Origin of the sequence: Georgenia sp. AZ-5 (assembly GCF_043952095.1) — a bacterium.
Taxonomy (GTDB): domain Bacteria; phylum Actinomycetota; class Actinomycetes; order Actinomycetales; family Actinomycetaceae; genus Georgenia.
This window is the reverse complement of record NZ_JBINOU010000001.1, coordinates 2,338,940-2,354,837: the sequence shown is the minus strand read 5'-3', so window position 1 is coordinate 2,354,837 and position 15,898 is coordinate 2,338,940. Positions and strand designations below refer to the sequence as shown.

General features: G+C 71.5%; 14 protein-coding genes. 11 read left to right on the top strand and 3 right to left on the bottom strand.

Annotated elements, in window-relative coordinates; genetic code table 11:
• Positions 1-130: 130 nt before the first annotated feature.
• From ACF0H8_RS11010 to ACF0H8_RS10980, 7 genes are read left to right on the top strand one after another with little or no spacing between them, the layout of a single operon-like run.
• The gene (locus ACF0H8_RS11010) at positions 131-1,372 is read left to right on the top strand and encodes a substrate-binding domain-containing protein (protein ID WP_395288972.1); all 1,242 of its coding nucleotides are present in this window, start codon (positions 131-133) and stop codon (positions 1,370-1,372) included.
• Between the two features lie 46 nt (positions 1,373-1,418).
• Positions 1,419-2,966, top strand: coding sequence for a sugar ABC transporter ATP-binding protein (locus tag ACF0H8_RS11005; RefSeq protein WP_395288971.1), 1,548 nt, complete (start codon positions 1,419-1,421; stop codon positions 2,964-2,966).
• A 23-nt stretch (positions 2,967-2,989) separates the two neighbouring features.
• Complete coding sequence (locus tag ACF0H8_RS11000; protein ID WP_395288970.1) at positions 2,990-4,054, top strand: ABC transporter permease; 1,065 nt, start codon at positions 2,990-2,992, stop codon at positions 4,052-4,054.
• Entirely contained in the window at positions 4,051-5,253 is a 1,203-nt protein-coding gene (locus tag ACF0H8_RS10995; RefSeq protein WP_395288969.1) for a glucuronyl hydrolase, read from the top strand. Before ACF0H8_RS11000 ends, ACF0H8_RS10995 begins: the two co-directional genes overlap by 4 nt.
• Entirely contained in the window at positions 5,246-6,478 is a 1,233-nt protein-coding gene (locus ACF0H8_RS10990; RefSeq protein WP_395288968.1) for a CaiB/BaiF CoA transferase family protein, read from the top strand. Before ACF0H8_RS10995 ends, ACF0H8_RS10990 begins: the two co-directional genes overlap by 8 nt.
• 33 nt (positions 6,479-6,511) lie before the next feature.
• Positions 6,512-7,879, top strand: a complete 1,368-nt coding sequence (locus ACF0H8_RS10985) for an aldehyde dehydrogenase family protein (protein ID WP_395290871.1) — start codon at positions 6,512-6,514, stop codon at positions 7,877-7,879.
• A 5-nt stretch (positions 7,880-7,884) separates the two neighbouring features.
• Positions 7,885-8,733, top strand: coding sequence for a fumarylacetoacetate hydrolase family protein (locus ACF0H8_RS10980; RefSeq protein ID WP_395288967.1), 849 nt, complete (start codon positions 7,885-7,887; stop codon positions 8,731-8,733).
• Between the two features lie 8 nt (positions 8,734-8,741).
• On the opposite strand, the gene ACF0H8_RS10975 is transcribed toward ACF0H8_RS10980, so the two are convergent.
• A complete protein-coding gene (locus tag ACF0H8_RS10975; RefSeq protein ID WP_395288966.1) occupies positions 8,742-9,068 on the bottom strand; it encodes a GYD domain-containing protein in 327 nt (108 codons plus the stop codon).
• A gap of 43 nt (positions 9,069-9,111) precedes the next feature.
• Between ACF0H8_RS10975 and ACF0H8_RS10970 the strand changes: the two genes are divergently transcribed.
• The 4 genes from ACF0H8_RS10970 to ACF0H8_RS10955 all read left to right on the top strand — a co-directional run bounded on the left by ACF0H8_RS10970 (position 9,112) and on the right by ACF0H8_RS10955 (position 14,141).
• Entirely contained in the window at positions 9,112-9,927 is an 816-nt protein-coding gene (locus tag ACF0H8_RS10970) for an NAD(P)/FAD-dependent oxidoreductase (RefSeq protein ID WP_395288965.1), read from the top strand.
• Positions 9,928-10,863: 936 nt separating this feature from the next.
• Positions 10,864-12,174, top strand: a complete 1,311-nt coding sequence (locus tag ACF0H8_RS10965; RefSeq protein WP_395288964.1) for an ABC transporter substrate-binding protein — start codon at positions 10,864-10,866, stop codon at positions 12,172-12,174.
• Positions 12,175-12,240: 66 nt separating this feature from the next.
• The gene (locus tag ACF0H8_RS10960; RefSeq protein ID WP_395288963.1) at positions 12,241-13,218 is read left to right on the top strand and encodes a carbohydrate ABC transporter permease; all 978 of its coding nucleotides are present in this window, start codon (positions 12,241-12,243) and stop codon (positions 13,216-13,218) included.
• Entirely contained in the window at positions 13,215-14,141 is a 927-nt protein-coding gene (locus tag ACF0H8_RS10955) for a carbohydrate ABC transporter permease (RefSeq protein WP_395288962.1), read from the top strand. Before ACF0H8_RS10960 ends, ACF0H8_RS10955 begins: the two co-directional genes overlap by 4 nt.
• A gap of 38 nt (positions 14,142-14,179) precedes the next feature.
• Here ACF0H8_RS10955 and ACF0H8_RS10950 read toward each other — a convergent pair whose 3' ends face one another.
• Positions 14,180-15,001, bottom strand: a complete 822-nt coding sequence (locus ACF0H8_RS10950) for a ZIP family metal transporter (RefSeq protein WP_395288961.1) — start codon at positions 14,999-15,001, stop codon at positions 14,180-14,182.
• A 110-nt stretch (positions 15,002-15,111) separates the two neighbouring features.
• Entirely contained in the window at positions 15,112-15,729 is a 618-nt protein-coding gene (locus ACF0H8_RS10945) for a hypothetical protein (RefSeq protein WP_395288960.1), read from the bottom strand.
• Positions 15,730-15,898: the final 169 nt, after the last annotated feature.

Genomic DNA, 15,898 nt, shown 5'->3' with positions numbered 1-15,898 from the left:
AGAAGTGGGGATCCGGGGCCTTGACGAGACCCCGTGCGACAAGCCTAACCTGGGGCTGTCTCGCACAACAAGACGCTGTTCTATTTTGGCAGGCAGCACCGGAGCGCCGACGCTGCGGAGAGGTGCAGAGATGTTGATCCAGCAGCACCGGAAGGCGGAGCGTCCGGTGAGCAAGAACCGGCGTCGCCGTGCACACCTGGCGGTGGCCACGGTGGCGGCGCTGCTCGCCGCCTGCGCCGGCGGCGGTGATGGTGACGGCGGCGGGGAGGCCGGCGGCGGCGCGGGCGGTGAGGGGCCGGCCGGCGACGCGGAGACTCTGGAGCGGCAGGAACTGCCCGAGTGGCTCACCCTTCCGGACATCGAGTCACTGGAGACCCGCGGGAACGTGGGCGAGGAGCCCACCTGGTACAACGACGTGAGCCTCACCGACGACCAGGTCGCGGAGGTTCGGGACAGGGGGCTGAAGGCAGCCTTCCTCAACTGGTCCTCGGGCGCCTACAACCAGGCTGTGCTCGCCGGCGCGGAGGACGCGCTGGACGCGCTCGGCATCGAGATGGTGGCCGTGACCAACTACAACTTCGACCAGGCAACCCTGCAGACCGACGTCCGGAACGTCATGGCCCTGGATCCGGACATCATCTTCTACAGCGGCGTGGACCCCACGGCCGACGTGGCAGCCTTGCAGCCCGCCGTGGACGCCGGCACGGCCATCGTGTCCTTCGCCAACGCACCGGGAGGGTGGACGACGGGCGAGCCAGAGAACTTCGTCACCCTTGTCTCGTACGACACGCACGGCAACGGTGCCGCGGTGGCCCGCGCGGTCGCCGACCGGTTCCCCGACGGCGCCAACCTCGGGATGATCTTCTTCGACCGCACGTACAAGCTCGTCAACGAGCGCGAGCAGGGCTTCCGCGACGCCATCGCGCAGACCAACGTCGAGCTCGTCACCGAGCAACCGATGTCCGACCCCGCACGAACCCAGCCCATCGCTTCCGCGATGCTGACCCGGTACCCGGACCTCGACGTGATCTTCGCCCCGTGGGACCTGCCCGCGGAGGGTGTGCTGGCCGGGATCCAGGGCGCCGAGAAGGAGGTCGCGGTCGCCCACATCGACCTCGGCTTCACCGGCGCGCAGCACATCGCGTGCGGCGGCCCCATCTTTGTCATGTCATCGCAGCTCGTCTACGAGTGGGGCCGTACCGGCGCCATCGCCGCGGCACTCCATGCTCTCGGTGAGGACGTTCCGCCGTACATCGTCGTCCCGGTCTTCGCCGTGACCGAGGACAACCTCGAAGAAGGCTGGAACCTCGCCTACGGCGGCGTGGTGCCGCTCCCGGGCGAGGCTCAGAGCTGCCTGGACGGTGAGGGCTGAGCGCCCGGACGTACTCCTGCCCGGTCCGGAACCGTTGGAGGAAACCATGACCTCCGCGTCGTCTGCACGCCCCTTCGCCCTGGAGATGCTTGGGATCGTCAAGGTCTACGGGACGACGGAGGTGCTGCACGGCGTCGACCTCCGGGTGCGGTCGGGCAGCGTGCACGCATTGGTGGGCGCCAACGGTGCGGGGAAGTCCACGCTGCTCAAGATCGCGGACGGCGCCACCTCCGCCACGGCCGGGCGCGTGCTGGTGAACGGGACGGAGCACCACTTCGACGGGCCCGTCGAGGCGCGGCGCAGCGGGATCGGCATGGTCTTCCAGGAGCGCAGCGTGCTCCCCGAGCTGTCCGTCAGCGACAACGTCTTCCTCAACGACGAGCAGAAGCGGCTCGGTCTTATCCGCCGGCGTGCGCAGGTGGACCAGACGCGACGCATCTTCGACGAGCTGGGCGTCCGCATCCCGCCGGACCTCGCCGTCAAGCAGCTGGGGGTCGGGGACCAGCAGATGGTCGAGATCGCCAAGGCGCTCCGTCTGGCGAAGTCGGTGCTGATCCTCGACGAGCCGACCGCCGCGCTCACCGAGCGGGAGGTGCGACGGCTCTTCACGGTCGTCCGGCAGATCGCCGCCTCCGGCACCGGCATCGTCTACGTCTCCCACCGCCTCCAGGAGGTGTTCGACCTGTGCGACACCATCACGGTCCTGCGTGACGGGCGCGTGGTGATGGACACCGCGCTGGTGGAGACGGACATGGGCAGCGTGGTGGAGGCGATCGCCGGCGGCGCGCTCAAGGACGCGCCGGCGCACCGTGCGGCGGAAGAGGTGGGGGTGGCGCAGCCGGCCGTCCTCGAGGTCGCGGACCTGAACATCGCGGGCAAGTTGACGGAGGTGTCCTTCGTCGTCAGGGCGGGGGAGATCCTCGGGGTGGCCGGCCTGGCCGGCAGCGGTCGTTCCACGCTGCTCAAGTCCCTGTTCGGGATCGTCCCACGACAGGGCGGCACCATCCGCGTCGCCGGCCGCATCGCGGCCCCGACCTCACCGGCCGAGGCGATCAGGGCCGGGCTCTACCTCATCCCCGAGGACCGGAAGACCGAGGGGCTGGTCCTGTCCCACTCGGTCGAGGACAACCTCGTCCTATCGATCTTGCGTCGTGTGCGCACCGGGCCGCTCTACGACCCACGGCGCAGCGCCGAGCTGGCGCGCCGGACGATCGAGCAGCTGGACATCAAGACGCCCGCTCCCGGAGAGCCCGTGGAGCGTCTCTCCGGCGGGAACCAGCAGAAGGTGGTGCTCGGCAAGGCGTTCAACGCCGGCGGCCACGTCCTCATGCTGGACGAGCCCACCTTCGGGGTCGACGTGAGGGCGGGCGGCCAGATCCTCGACCGTGTCCGGGCGTTCGTCGGTGCAGGCAACGGTGCGGTGTGGGTCACGTCCGACCTGCGCGAGCTGACCAGGGTTGCTGACCGGATCCTCGTCCTCGCCGACGGCAGGGTCCGTGACGTCGTCCCCAACTGGCCCGAGCGCCGGACCGAACCCGAGATCACACATCTCATCCAGCCCGGGTCCGCCGTGCGGGCCACCACGCGTGGGTAGACGGACCGAAGGGTGCTACAGCCATGGCCGAGACGAAGCCGACCCGGCCCCGCCAGCAGCTCGGCGACGGCGGGGGGCACCAACTCCAACCACCACGGACGCGCTCATGGAGAAGCTCCGCCGAGTGGCTCAGATCGGCCCTCTTCTCCGCAGAGAGCTCGCTGCTCCTCGTCTTGGTCGTCCTCGCGCTGATCGGGGTCTTCTGGGTACTGCTCCGGGACACCGGCTTCATGAGCGCCGGCAACTTCATGAACATCGTCCGCCAGACGACGGCAGTGTCGGTCATGGCCGTCGCCACGGTCTTCGTGATCAGCGCCGGCGAGATCGACCTGTCCTTCGCCTCCGTCCCACCGGTCTCGGGGCTCGTCGCCGGCATGCTGCTCGAGGATGGCGGCGCGGCGGTGGTTGCCGCCGCGGCGGCACTCGCGGTAGGCCTCCTCGTCGGCCTGGTCAACGGAGCCATCACGGTGCTCGTCGGGATCCCGTCGTTCATCGTCACGCTGGGGATGATCGGTGTCCTCGAGGGCACCGCACGCCTGATCTCCCAGGAGCGTGCCATCCCGATCGTCAACGAGACCTACCGGGCGGTGTTCGGCGGCGGCAGCGTGGGGCCGGTCCCGGTGCTGCTGCTCTGGACGCTTGGGATCGGCGCGCTGGGCGCGATCACACTGCGCCGAACGCCGTTCGGCAAGGCCGTCCTAGCGACCGGAGGTAACGAGACGGCCGCCCGCTACTCGGGCATCCGCACCGGACGCATCAAGATCGCGGTCCTGGTGCTGAGCTCGATGGCTGGGGCGCTCGCCGGACTGCTCTACACCGGACAGCTGGCCACCGCCCGGTACGACCTCGGCGCGGCCGACCTGCTCACCACCCTGGCCGCGGTGATCATCGGCGGGACAGCCCTCAGCGGCGGCCGCGGGTTCGTCGTCGGCGCGATCGCCGGCTCGCTCCTCGTCGGCCTGGTGAACAACGGGGTCATCCTGCTCGGGTTCTCCACGCCGCAGCAGCAGATCTTCACCGGCCTCATCATCGTGATGGCGGTCGCCCTGAGCGCGCACAGGGGCGGCCGACGCGGGACGCTGCGATGACCCCGGACCTGGAGCGACTCGTCGGCGCCCTGGCGCGCGAGGCGCGCAACGGGGCCGCACGCGACTCCCATCTCTTCCCCCATTTCAGCGAGCACTGCCGGTGGCGCCTCCTGGCCGCCGATCAGGCCAGCAGCTGGCGAGGCGAGGACTACGAGCACGGCAACTGGACCTTCGGCTTCTGGTTCGGCCTCATGTGGCTCGCGGCCCGCACCGGGATCGTCGGGGCCGCCGACGCCGCTCGCGACCGCCTGCCCGTGCTCGCGCCGCGGGCGGCCGACCGCACCACCCACGACCTGGGCTTCATCTTCTGGCCCAGCCTCGTGCTCGGAAACCGGCTGGGTTACGTCTCCGACCGGGAGATCGATCCCGCCCGCGTCGCCGCCCGCACCCTGGCGGAGCGTTTCAACGACCGAGGCGGCTACATCCAGGCCTTCGGACCCGTGGGCCATCAGACCGGCGCCGGCACGAGCACCATCGACACCATGATGAACCTCCCGCTCCTGTGGTGGGCTGGTACGGCCAACGACCAGGGGCACCTGCGGGAGGTTGCCCACCGGCACGCCCGGACGAGCCGGGCCACCTTCTTCCGCGATGACGGGTCGACGTACCACCTCAACCGCTTCGACCCACGGACGGGGGCGCTGCTCGAGCAGGGCACGTTCCAGGGCGCCGGTTCCCGGTCCTGCTGGTCACGCGGCCAGGCGTGGGCGGTGTGCGGGTTCGCCCTCGCCTACGCCGCGACGGGGGACGCGGAGATGCTCGCAGCCGCCGAGCACGCCGCCGACTACTTCTGGGGCCACCTGCCCGCGGACAGCCTGCCGCCCTGGGACTTCGGGGTGCAGGACGAGACGGCACCCCGCGACGCCAGCGCGGGTGCGATCGCCGGGCTCGGCGCCCTGGTGCTGGCCGGCTCGGTGCCCCTGGAAGCCTCGCGCCGGGCCAACCGGGCGCGGGCGCGAGAGCTGCTGACCGCGCTGGCGCGGCACGTGAACCCGGCGGAGGACGTCGACGGCATCCTGCAGCACGCCTCCTACTCCATCCCCCACGGCACCGGGCTCGACGGCGCTACCGCGTGGGGCGACTTCTACTTCACGCTGGCCTATCTCGTGCTGGCTGACCGGCTGCCCCTCGAGACCCTCCTCGACGGGCCCCGGACCACCGCGCGCCGGCCGGCGGGCGAGGGAGCAAGCAGTGAATGAGCGTCTGGCGCTCCTGGACGGGGTGCGCATCGTCGGCTTCACCCAGTGGCTGTTCGGCCCGGCGGCTGCCCAGTACCTCGGTGACATGGGCGCAGAGGTCATCAAGGTCGAGCCGCCCGTCCGCGGCTCGTGGGAGCGCGCCTGGGCAGGCGGCAACACGTTCCTCAACGAGGTCAGCGCGTGCTTCCTGCTCACCCACCGCAACGTGCGCAGCATCGCGCTGGACCTGCGGGAGCCGACCTCCCAGGACGCCGCCCGCCGCCTGATCTCTTCCGCCGACATCGTCATCGAGAACTACCGCCCCGGGGTGATGGAGAAGTTCGGGCTCGACTACCACCGGGTGCGGGAGATCAAGCCGGACATCATCTACGCGTCCGCGTCGGGGTACGGCCGGAGCGACGGCCCGTACCGACGTCTCCCCGGCCAGGACCTGCTCATCCAGGCGCTGACGGGCCTGATCTGGGCCGGCGGGCAAGATCACCAGGTCCCCCGGCCCGCCGGCGCGGCTGTGGTGGACCAGCACGCGGCGCTGCTCCTCGCCGCGGGCATCCTGGGTGCGCTGCTACACCGGGAACGCACCGGCAAGGGCCAGGAGGTCGAGGTCACCATGGTGGAGGCCGCGCTCGACCTCCAGCTCGAACCCGTCGTGTACTACATGAACGGTGGCACGGTCGAACAGCCGGCGACGCCGATCGGCTCGGCATTCCACCAGGCGCCTTACGGCGTCTACCCGACGAGGGACGGCTACGTCGTCCTGTCCCTGAGCCCCATCACCTCCGTCAGCGCCGCGCTGGGGGCCCCGCCAGGACTGGCGGAGCTCTCCGACCGGGACTCGATGATGGGGCGCAGGGACGAGATCTACCGGATCATCAGTCCGCTGGTCGCCGACCGGGAGCGCGACGAGCTCGTGGCTGAGTTGCGCGGCCACGGCGTGTGGTGCGCGCCCGTGCTGGACTACGCCGAGATGCTCACCGACCCGGGTGTGCAGCACCTGAGCCCCGTCCAGGAGGTCGACGACCCCCGCGCCGGCCGGGTGCGGCTCCTCAGGCATCCGATCAGGTACAGCAGCGGCGAACCGAGGATCCATCGGCCACCGCCGGCAGTAGGGGAGCACTCGCGCGAGATCCTGGCGGAGCTGGGCTACTCGCCGGAGGAGATCGACGACATCACGTCCTCCTCACGCCCGCGTCCGCAGGCCGGTCCCGGCGACGACGCGGAGAGGTGAGCCACCTTGTCCGGTGCCGGACCAGAGGAGCCCGTGGTCAGCCGCTCCCCGCAGAACCCTGCGGACGTCGTCGTGGAGGTCCCGGCGACTTCGCCGGAAGCGGTTCGGCAGGCGGCCACGCGCGCCAGCGACGCGTACGCCAGGTGGTCGGCAGTGCCCGCCCTCGAACGTGCGGGGGCGCTCGAGGCGGCCGCCGGAGCGCTGGACAGCCACGCCGAGGAGCTCACCGGCCTGGTCGTTCGCGAGGTGGGGAAGCCGCGATCCGAGGCTGCTGCAGAGGTCCAGCGGGGCATCGCCATCCTCCGCTACTTCGCGCAGCAGGCGCTGGACCCCATGGGCGAGGTCCTCCCTGGCAGCCCGCCCGGCGCCCTGCTCTATACGCACCGCCGGCCGCGAGGCATTACGGGCCTGATCACCCCGTGGAACTTCCCCGTCGCCATCCCGCTGTGGAAGGCCGCGCCTGCGCTGGCCTTCGGCAACTCGGTCCTTCTCAAGCCCTCGCCGGAGGCCACCGGCATCGCCCTGCGGCTGGCGGAACTGGTCGGGGCGACGCTCCCACCACAGACCTTCACGGTCCTGCCCGGCGGCGGTGCGACGGGGCGGGCCGTCGTCGAGTCCAGCCGCGTGGTCTCCTTCACCGGCTCCGTCGCCGTCGGCCGCGACATCGCAGGGCTGGCGGCCGAGCTCGGCACGCCGCTGCAGGCCGAGATGGGCGGGCTCAACGCCTCCATCATCGTGCCGGACGCCGACGTCGAGCGCGCAGCGACCACCATCGCCGGGGCCGCGATGACGTACGCCGGGCAGAAGTGCACCGCCACGCGGCGCACCATCGTCGTGGGCGACCCCGGACCGTTCACGGACGCCCTCGTCGGCGCCGTCGAGCGCCTTCCCGTCGGCGACCCCAACGACCCCGCCACCCTGGTGGGACCGGTGATCAGCGAAAGCGCGCGCGCCCGAGTCGACCAGGCGGCTGCCGAGGCCAGGTCACTGGGCGGCCGGCTCCTCCGAGGCGGTGCGGCGCGGGAAGAACCGGGATGGTTCGTGGCCCCGACCCTCGTCGACAACCTTCCCGCCCACGCCCAGCTGCTCCACGAGGAGGTCTTCGGCCCCGTCTGCGCGATCATCCCGGCCGCGGACGTGGACGAGGCCGCCGCCATCACCAACGGCGTCGCCTACGGGCTAGTCACGTCCGTGTTCACCACCGATCTCGACCGCGCGCTCAGCCTCGTGGCAAAGATCGACACCGGTCTGATCCGGGTAAACGCCCCGACGTCGGGCGTCGACTTTTACGCGCCCTTCGGCGGCGAGAAGGCCTCCAGCGCCGGGCCCCGCGAGCAGGGCAAGGCGGCCCGGGACTTCTACACCTCCCTGCACACCGTCACCATCGCACCCAGGGTGTGAGCACCATGGCACTGTGGCATACCGAGGTCGCCGGATCACGCCGGCTCGCGGTCGGCCCACCCCACCAGGGGCCCGAGCGGTTCCTGGACCCCGGTCTCACGCTCGCCGACCTTCTCGGCCCCACCGGCCCCGCCCTGGCGGACATCGCCGGCATGCGCGGCACCGACGCGGTCGGAGAAGGCACCCGGACCGTCGCCCCCGCCGACGCCCAGCCGGTGTGGGCGGCCGGCGTCACGTTCGAGCGCAGCCGCGAAGCGAGGAAGGAGGAAGCCGTCACGGGTGACTTCTACGACCGGGTGTACGACGCCGACAGGCCCGAGCTGTTCCTGAAGGCCCTGCCGGGACAGGCGCGCGGCCCCGGGGAGCCGATCGGAATCCGTGCGGATTCGACCTGGGACGTGCCGGAACCGGAGCTCGCCGTGGTGGCCGACCACGCAGGCCGGATCGTCGGGTACGTCCTAGGCGACGATGTCAGCTCCCGCTCCATCGAGGGAGAGAACCCCCTGTACCTGCCCCAGGCGAAGGTCTACGAGGGCAGCTGCGCGCTGGGCCCCTGCATCGTCCCGGTCGCCGAGGCGCCCGACCTCGATGTCATCGAGATGAGGCTCACCATCAACCGGGACGCCACGCTCCTGTACAAGGATTCGGTCCGGATCTCGCAGATGCGCCGCCGACCCGAGGATCTCGTCGACTGGCTCTTCCGGGCCCTGCGGTTTCCTGCCGGCGTCGTCCTCCTCACCGGTACCTCCATCGTCCCCGAACCTGAGATCACGCTCAAGGCCGGTGATCGGGTCAGCGTGACTTCCGACGGCCTGGGATCGCTGGACAACACGGTCGAGGTCGTGGGGCGGTAGTACTCCGGTTACGCGCCGGGCGCTCGGTAGGCGATCTGCTGGGCCTTGCGCAGCGCGTCCATCGTCTCGTCGACGGTCACGAGCACGGTGGTCTCGAGGGAGCTCAGGGCACCGCCCCCGTTGATCGCGAGCGCCACTGCGGCCATGGACACGTTGTCGGGTGCTTCCCAGAGGGCGTAGCCGTCGTGCGCGCCGAAGGCGTACCAGAATCCATGGAGACTTCCACCGACGGACTCGATGTAGGTCTGCGCTGCCGCTCGGCGGTCCTCCGGGTTGGCGATCAGCCTCGCCCACGTCTCCGCGGTGTAGCTGAACCGCGATAGATAGAGCGCCATCGTCGCTTCCTCTCGTCCGCCGGGTCCTGGCTGTCACTACCTGATGGTCCTCCTCGATCCCCGAGCGTGGGACCGTCTCGAGGATCACGGCCGGCCGGCCCCGCGCGCCAGGGCGGTGTGCCCTTGGCCTGATGCCCGTGGTCGGGCGTCGGTCGTCGCCCAGCCCTGGACGATGAGCGCCGTCTGGCCGAGATGGCACGACGAGTCTCGCGGCGGGAGACTGGCTGGGGTGTGGGACGTCGTCGTCGTCGGGGCTGGACCCGCGGGTGCAACCGCTGCGCTGGCCGCCTTGCGGGAACGGCCGGGCGCACGAGTCCTGGTGCTCGACCGCGCGCAGTTTCCGAGGGACAAGGCGTGCGGTGACGGCATCGCGCCGCACGTGCTCGACGTGCTCGGCGGGCTGGGGGTGTCCGGACTGCTCGACGACCGGGTCCCGCTGCGGACCTTGGAGCTCGGCCGTGGTCCGGTGAGCGTCGTGCGGCAGATGCGTCGCGGGGCGTGGGTCCTCCCCCGAGCCGTCCTCGATGCCCGGCTGCTCCATACCGCCGTGGCCGCCGGCGCGGAGTTCCGCCGGCACCGGGTACGAGAGGCACGAGCCGGCTCGGACAGCGTGGTTCTCGACGGCCGCATCGAGGGAAGGGTCGTCGTCGCTGCGGACGGCGCCTACTCGGCGCTCCGACGGACCCTCGGTCTGCCTGGGGCCGGGCGGCGAGCCCTGGCGCTCCGTGGCTACCACCCACCACCGGGCCCCGCCACGGCCGGCAGATCATCCGGTTCGGGCGGGCACGATCACCCTGCTACGCGTGGGCCTTCGACCGCGGGGACGGGTGGTCGAACGTCGGGTTCGGCGAGCTGCTGACTGGCGACCGCGTGGCTCCGACGCGCAGCGCGATGATCGACCAGCTCGACGCGCTGGTGCCGGGGGCCGCGCAGGGAGCGAGGGACTGGCTGGGGCATCACCTGCCGCTGTCGGGCGCGCGGTGGCGCCAGCCGGACGGTCGCATCCTTCTCGCGGGGGACGCAGCCGCGCTCGTCAACCCGTTGACGGGTGAAGGCATCTACTACGCGGTGGCCAGCGGCGAGTCCGCGGGCAGGACAGCGGCTGGCTCGAGGGGCGCCGACGCCGGTGCACGCCACCGGCGCGACCTGCGCCGACTACTGGGAGGGCACCTGAGAGGCGCCGCGTGCGCCGGTGTGCTCGCCGGGCTGCCCGGAGTCCTCTCCGCCGGTCTGCGGGCGGCCCGCGACGACGAGGCCGTGTTCGACGACCTCGTCGAGCTCGGCTGGCCCCGCCGCCTTCCCTGTAAGCAGGTCCGCGGCGCGGTTTCTCAGCCCAGGGCGTGGCGGACCGTGCCCCGCACGAGACGGGCGGTGAGAGGACCGTCGCCAAGGCCCCCAGGGGCGGACGCTCGCACGGGCCCGGCGGCGACCACCCCGGCAAAATCGTTACGGGAACGTGACCACCAGCAGGGCCCCAGGGATGTTGACGACACCTGTCGTGACGGCAGAGCATGGCCCCACTTGACGGTCAACGCAGATCGCTCCGGCCACCGCCCGCGTGGGGGCACGGCGCCCTGCCTGACCCAGGGAGGCGGGGCGTGAGCGTTGTCGGCAGCACGTGCGGACCTGGAGCCCGCGCACGTCGCAGCCTGCCACCTTCCTCACGTCCTCACCGCACAGGGATCGCCGGCCCTCAGGTCGGCGCCCGCGCGGGGACCCCGGCCGGGCACATGGTGGTGCCCGGCCGGTCCGGGCGGTCGCGCCGGGTGCCGGCCCGGCACAGCGGAGGAGCGTCATGAGAGCACCCAGGAGAATCCGGACCGTCGTCGCGGCGGCCGCTGCGACCGTGCTGCTGCTCGCCGCCTGCGGCGACGGCGGCGGCGGGGGCGGCGGTGGTGACGGCGGGGGTGGCGAGGACGGCGAGCTGAGCGGCAGCGTGTCGGTCATCGGCTCGTGGAGCGGGGCGGAGCAGGACTCCTTCCTCGCCATGGTCGCGCCGTGGGAGGAGGAGACCGGCGTGACGGTGGAGTACACCGGTACGCGTGACCTCAGCCAGCAGCTGACCACCGGCATCGCCTCGGGCAACCTGCCGGACATCGCCGGCCTGCCCGGCCCCGGGCCCATGCAGGACTGGTACGACCAGGGCGCCCTGCAGCCGCTGGACTTCATCGACGTCGACGCCTACGCGGAGGCGACGCCACCCGGCTTCGCCGCGCTCGGCGAGGCGGAGGACGGCACCCTCGTCGGCGTCTTCACGAAGGCCGCGGTCAAGGGCCTTATCTGGTACAACACCGGCGTCTGGACGGCGGAGCCGCCGGAGACCTGGGACGACCTCACGGCGGCCGCGGACTCCGTGCGGACGGGCGACACCGCGACGTGGTGCGTGGGTCTGGAGGCGGGTGCCACCTCCGGGTGGCCGGGCACGGACTGGATCGAGGACATCGTCCTGCGGCAGTCGGGGCCGGAGGTCTACGACGCCTGGACCAGCGGCGAGCTGGAGTGGACGTCACCGGAGATCCGGCAGGCCTGGGAGACCTTCGGGCAGGTCCTCGACGACTCCTACCAGGGCGCCGACTACATCGTCGGCACGAACTTCGGCACCGCGGGCAACCCGCTGTTCGACGACCCGCCGGGGTGCCTGCTGCACCACCAGGCGTCGTTCATCACCGACTTCTTCGTCAACGAGGCGCAGGCGACACCGGAGCAGTTCGACTTCTTCCCCTTCCCGGACATCGACCCCGAGTACACGGGCAGCGTCACCGGCGGCGGCGACCTCGTCGGCATGTTCAACGACACGCCCGAGGCACGCTCGCTCATCGAGTACCTGCTCACCCCCGAGGCCCAGCAGATCTGGGTCGAGCGCGGCGGGTTCATCTCCGCCAACAGCGGCGTGGCGCTCGACGCCTACCCGGACGAGACGTCCCGCCGGTCCGCCGAGATCCTCCAGGAGACCGAGACCTTCCGCTTCGACGGCTCGGACCTCATGCCGGCGGCCCTGACCGACGCGTTCAACCAGGCGATCGTCGCGTTCGCGCAGAACCAGGGCGACCTGGACTCGATCCTGCAGAACCTCGACGAGGTGCGGGCGGACGCCTACAGCGAGTGAACACGTGACCGGGGCGGCGGGAGGGTCGCCGCCCCGGCCCTCCCCTCCCACGGCCAAGGAGACCCCGTGCAGCTGACCGACCTCCTCGAGAGCCGGGTCGTGCTGGCCCTGGTCGTCGTGCTGGTCGTCCCGGCCGTGCTCGTCGCCTATGTGCTGGTCGTGGAGGCGGTCGTCGGGCACCTGCCCAAGCGGGTCTCGGCGGGGGTCCGGCCGTGGCTCTGGCTCGCGCCGGCGCTGGTGTTCCTCGGCGTCTTCCTCATCTACCCGACGATCGCCACCGTCATCCGCAGCTTCTTCAGCCGGCGCGGCGACGCCTTCACGGGCCTGGAGAACTACCAGTGGTTCTTCACCCGCGACGACACGCTGCTCGCGCTGCGCAACAACGTCCTGTGGGCGGTGCTGCTGCCCCTGCTCGTGGTGGGCCTCGGGCTGCTCATCGCGGTGCTCGTGGACCGGGTGCGCTACGAGGTGGTCGTCAAGTCGGTCGTGTTCCTGCCCATGGCGATCAGCTTCGTCGCCGCCGGGGTGATCTGGCGCCTGATGTACGAGATCAACCCCGAGGTCGGCACGCTCAACGCGGTGGTCACCGGGCTGGGCGGGCCGCGGGTGGGGTGGCTCAGCACGGCGCCGTGGAACAACGTCATGCTCGTCCTGGTGGGCGTGTGGATGCTCACCGGCCTGGCGATGGTCATCCTCTCCGCGGGCCTGAAGGGCATCAGCCCCGAGCTCCTCGAGGCCGCCCGCATCGACGGCGCCAACGAGCGGCAGGTCTTCCGCTACGTCATCCTGCCGCTGCTCTCCCCCACGATCGCGGTGGTGGCCACGACCGTGATCATCTTCGCGCTGAAGACCTTCGACATCGTCTACGTGATGACCAACGGGAACTTCGGCACCGAGGTCATCGCCAACCGCATGTACAAGGAGCTCTTCGCCAACGGCCAGCAGGGCCGAGCGGCGACGGTCGCCGTCGTCCTGCTGCTCGCGACCGTGCCGATCATGCTGCTCAACGTCAAGCGGTTCCGCCAGCAGGAAGAGCGCCGATGAGCCAGGCCCAGGCACCCGTCGCCGTCGGCGTCGAGCTCCCCGCCACCGGCGGCCGCGTCCGCGAGGTCGCCGGGCGGCGCCGCCCGCGCGTCACGCTGCACGGCGTGCTCGTCGCCATCATGCTCGTCTGGGCGATCCCCGCGGTCGGGCTCTTCGTCGCGTCGTTCCGCACAGCTGCCGCGACCAACGAGAGCGGGTGGTGGACGGCCATCGTCCCGCCCTGGGAGTTCACCTTCCAGAACTACGACTACGTCCTGAACCGTGCGGGCTTCTGGGACTCGTTCCTCAACAGCCTCTTCATCACCATCCCGGCGACGGTGCTCGTGGTGCTGATCTCCTCCTTCGCCGCCTACGCCTTCGCGTGGATGCACTTCCCCGGGCGGGACTGGCTGTTCCTCGTGGTGGTGGGGCTGCTCGTGGTCCCGCTGCAGGTGACCCTCATCCCCGTGCTCAGCCTCTTCCGGGACGCCGCCATCGGCGGCTACGAGCTCAACGGCACCATCCTCGCCGTCTGGCTCGCGCACACCGGCTACGGCCTGCCGTTCGCGGTGTACCTGCTGCGCAACTACATCGGCGGGCTGCCGCGGGAGGTGTTCGAGGCGGCGGAGATCGACGGCGCCAGCCACGCCACGACGTTCTTCCGGCTGGTGCTGCCCATGAGCGTGCCGGTGATCGCCTCGCTGGTGATCTTCCAGTTCCTGTGGGTCTGGAACGACCTGCTCGTCGCGCTCGTCTACCTCGGGCCCGTGCCGGCGAACCACCCGCTCTCCGTCACCCTGGCGAACCTCACCACCAACTTCGGCGGGAACTGGCAGTACGTGACGGCCGCCGCGTTCGTCTCGATGGTGATCCCGATCGTCGTGTTCTTCGCGCTCCAGCGGTACTTCGTCCGCGGCATCACCGGCGGGGCTGTCAAGGGCTGACCGGCCGGCTGCCGCTGCCAAGTAGCTGGGGCGACGCCTCAGAGCAGGGACAGCAGGTACGACAGGACGAACCCCGCCGCGGTGCTGATCGCCACCGCTGGGCCGCCGTGCTCGTAGGCCTCCGGCATCAGCGTGTCCGCGAGGGACGCGAGCACGGCCCCCGCGGCGAAAGCCAGCGGCAGCGAGATCGTCTGCGGGTCGGAGCCCGACAGCGGCCCGGCGCCGACGACGACGGCGGCCACCAGCAGCAGCCCGCACACGACCCACAGCCCGATGATGGCCGCCGGGGAGCGGCCCTGCTCCCGCATCGAGGCGCTGCCGACCAGCGCCTCGGGGAAGTTGGACACGAAGATGGCGGCGAGCAGCGCCAGGCCGCCCGTGCCCTCCCCGAGCGAGACCCCGAGCGCCACGTTCTCGGGCACGCCGTCGAGGGTGACGGCGGCGAGCAGCGCCAGGCCCGCGGCGCCGCGGGTGGAGGCAGCCGTCGGCCCGCGCTCCCGGGCCGCGGCGTCGGTGTCGAGCTTGGCGCTGCCTGCGTACTCGTCGGCCGGCACGCTCTCGCGGGTCGCCGCCCGCGGCGCGGCCGCCCGCTCTCCGGCCTGCGCCCACCGGTCCAGCAGCGCGCTGATGGCCGTGAAGACGACGGCGCCCGCCAGCAGGCCCAGGGCGGCCCGCAAGATGCCGCCGACCTCGTGGGCGTCCTCGAAGAGCTCGAAGGCCAGCGCGGTGACCAGTGCGCCGGCGGCGAAGGAGAGCAGGACGGCGAGCACGCGCTTGGGCAGGTTGATCCACACGCCGGCGACCGAGCCCAGCAGCAGGGCGCTGGAGGCCACGGCACCGAACAGCAGGGACTGGCCCACGGCACCAGGGAACCGCGTCGAGCGCGGGCGCGCATCCGGGCTGCGAGGGTGGTGCCGGCTCCGCGCCGGGCGTCGTGCCCGGGCGGCGGGACGCCTACCGCCCGCCGGGGTTACGCAGCGGCGAGGTCGAGCTCGTAGCGGTTGCCCACCGGGGTGAACCCGATGCGGGAGTAGTACGGCTCACGCATGCCCGGCGCGGTGACGACCTTCCGGTAGCCCGCCTCGCGCAAGACGTCGGAGGAGTGGAAGACGAACTCGCCGGGCGTGAGGTCGCGGTACTTCTCGGTGACGTAGTCCAGGTCCACCTGGGCCACCCCGTCCCCGGCGTCGTGCAGCAGGACGTAGCCGACGTTCTCGTCGCCGCGCACGATGACGTACGCCTCCCCGCCGCGCGCCGGGCCGGTGAAGCCGGGGGTGAACCGCGCGATGTCGGCGCGGTGCTGGCCGAGCAGGTGCCGCAGGTACTCCCCCGCCGGGTCGACCCGCACGACGGCGTAGGTGGCGCCGGAGTGCCGGGTCCCGAGCAGCCGGTAGATGTGGAAGGTCTGCACCCCGGCGAGGACGACGTTCAGGGCCATCACCGGCCACACGCCCAGGACCCCGTTGTACAGGACCATGATCAGGCAGCCGGCGAGGTTGATGACCCGCAGCCGCAGGATCCGCTGCTGCATCATCGACAGCACGACGACGGCGGACCCGATCCACCCGACGATCTCGAGCACCGGCACGGCACACCTCCTGAGGTCGCCCGGATCATCCCACGCCCGGAGGGAGGGTCACGCACCGCCGTCCGCCCGTCCCGGCGCCCCCACCCGCCTCCCCGCGGAACCGCCGTCACCGCATGCCGGCCGCTGCCGTCTGCGCAACCTCCGACACATCCGGACGGCGTGCGGCCAC